The organism is Streptomyces sp. NRRL F-6492 (genome assembly GCF_001280125.1).
Lineage (GTDB): Bacteria > Actinomycetota > Actinomycetes > Streptomycetales > Streptomycetaceae > Streptomyces.
In genome coordinates, this window is sequence record NZ_LGEG01000083.1 from 1 (window position 1) to 2,528 (window position 2,528).

At 73.6% G+C, this 2,528-nt stretch carries 1 protein-coding gene; it reads left to right on the top strand.

Translation table 11 applies throughout. From position 1 onward, the window contains the following. A partial coding sequence (locus ADL08_RS09385) for a type I polyketide synthase (RefSeq protein ID WP_159048494.1) occupies nt 1-2,528 on the top strand: 2,528 nt, incomplete at both ends.

Below are 2,528 nucleotides of genomic sequence, written 5' to 3' on the forward strand. Positions count from 1 at the left end.
CCACCCCCACACCACCCCCCTCCCCACCTACGCCTTCCAACGCAGGCGGTACTGGATCGAGGACGCTGCGCGGGCGATCAAGTCGCCGGCCCCGGGGCTGCCGCGCGAGGGAAAGGCCGGGACCGCCGGGCTGTCGGCCGACGACCCGCGCGGTGCGCTGCTCGCGCGCCTGGGCCCGCTCTCGCCGTCCGCCCGGAGGCGGGCCGTGTCCGACCTCGTCGACGAGCACATCGCGGCCGTCCTGGAGTACGGGCCCGGGGAGCGGATCGACCGGCACACGGCGTTCCAGAAGCTCGGTTTCAGTTCGCTGATGGCCACCGAGCTGCGCGCCGCGCTGGTGAACGCCACCGGGCTGCGGCTTCCCACCGGGCTGCTCTTCGACCATCCCACGCCCGAGGCGCTCGCCGGGTTCGTGGAGGGCGAACTGCTCGGCGCGGGCGGGACGGACACCGAGGCGGCCGCGACGGCGGCCGACGACGATCCCATCGCGGTCATCTCGATGGCCTGCCGCTACCCCGGCGGTGTGGCCTCCCCCGAGGACCTGTGGCGTCTGGTGTCCGAGGGCGGCGACGCGGTCTCCGCGTTCCCGACGAACCGGGGCTGGGCCGAGGACCTGTACGACCCCGACTCCGAACGCCAGGGGAAGAGTTCGGTGCGGCACGGCGGGTTCCTGCACGACGCGGGCGAGTTCGACGCCGCGTTCTTCGGGATCTCCCCGCGCGAGGCCCTCGCCATGGACCCGCAGCAGCGGCTGCTCCTCCAGACCGCCTGGGAGGCCGTCGAGCGCGCACGGCTCCTTCCCGAGTCGCTCCGGGGCACCCGTACCGGCGTCTTCGTCGGTGCGACCGCCCTGGAGTACGGGCCCCGGATGCAGGACGCGCCCGCGTCCGTCCAGGGCAATGTGCTCACCGGGTCCACCACGAGCGTCCTGTCGGGCCGCATCGCCTACCAGTTGGGGCTGCTCGGGCCCGCCGTGACCGCCGACACGGCCTGCTCGTCGTCCCTGGTTGCCCTGCACCTGGCGATCCGCTCGCTGCGCAGCGGGGAGACGAACCTCGCGCTGGCCGGCGGCGTGACCGTGATGTCCTCGCCGGGCATGTTCGTGGAGTTCTCCCGCCAGCACGGCCTCGCCGCCGACGGCCGCTGCAAGTCCTTCGCCGCCGGCGCGGACGGCACGGGCTGGTCCGAGGGCGTCGGGCTGCTGCTCCTGGAGCGTCTGTCGGACGCCCGCCGCAACGGCCACACGGTCCTCGCCGTCCTGCGCGGTTCGGCGATCAACCAGGACGGCGCGAGCAACGGCCTGACGGCCCCCAGCGGGGTCGCCCAGCAGAGCGTCATCCGGCAGGCGCTGGCCGACGCGGGGCTCGCCGCGTCCGACGTCGACGCGGTGGAGGCGCACGGTACGGGCACCCGGCTCGGCGACCCCATCGAGGCCGAGGCGCTGATCGCGACGTACGGCACCGGCCGCGAGGACCGGTCCCCGGTGTACCTGGGGTCGCTGAAGTCCAACATCGGGCACGCACAGGCGGCTGCCGGGGTGGGCGGCGTCATCAAGATGATCGAGGCCATGCGGCACGGCGTCCTGCCGAGGACGCTCCACGTGGACGAGCCCACGCCGATGGTCGACTGGTCGGCGGGAGCGGTCGAGCTCCTCGCCCGGGAGAAGGAGTGGCCCGGCGCCGGCCGGCCGCGCCGGGCGGCCGTCTCCTCGTTCGGGATCAGCGGCACCAACGCCCACGTCGTCCTGGAGTACGACCCCGAGGCCGAGGCGTCCGTGTCCCGGCCGTCGGGCGGGCCCGCCACCGCGACGGAGGAGGCGGTCCCCGAGGCGGGCGGACTGCCCGCGCCCTGGTTCCTCTCCGGCCGGGACGGGCGGGCGCTGCGCGCCCAGGCCGCCCGGCTCCTGGACCACCTCGCGTCCGGCGCCGACCCCGTCGCCGTGGGGCGGTCCCTGGCGGCGACGCGGACGGTCTTCGAGGAGCGGGCCGCGGTCCTGGGTCCGACCGCCGAGGAGCGTCTCGACGCGCTCGCGGCGCTCGCGGAGGGCCGTGACCACCCGAAGGTGATCGCGGGAAGCGCGTCGAACGCGGGCCGTACGGCGTTCCTGTTCACCGGCCAGGGCGCCCAGCGAATCGACATGGGCCGTGAACTCCGTTCTGTGTCAACGGTGTTCGCCGCCGCCCTCGACGAGGTCTTCGAGGCCTTCGATCCGCATCTCGAACACCCCCTCGCCACCGTCCTCTTCGCGGAGCCCGACTCCCCCGAGGCCGAACTCATTCACCAGACCGCTTATACCCAGCCGGCTCTGTTCGCCGTAGAGGTCGCCCTCTACCGCCTGGTCGAATCCTTCGGACTGCGCCCCGACTACGTCGCCGGACACTCCATCGGAGAAATCACCGCCGCCCACATCGCCGGCGTCTTCAACCTCAACGACGCAGCCCACCTCGTCACCACCCGCGCCCGACTCATGCAAAACGCCACACCCGGCGGCACCATGATCGCCATCCAAGCCACCGAAGAAGAACTCC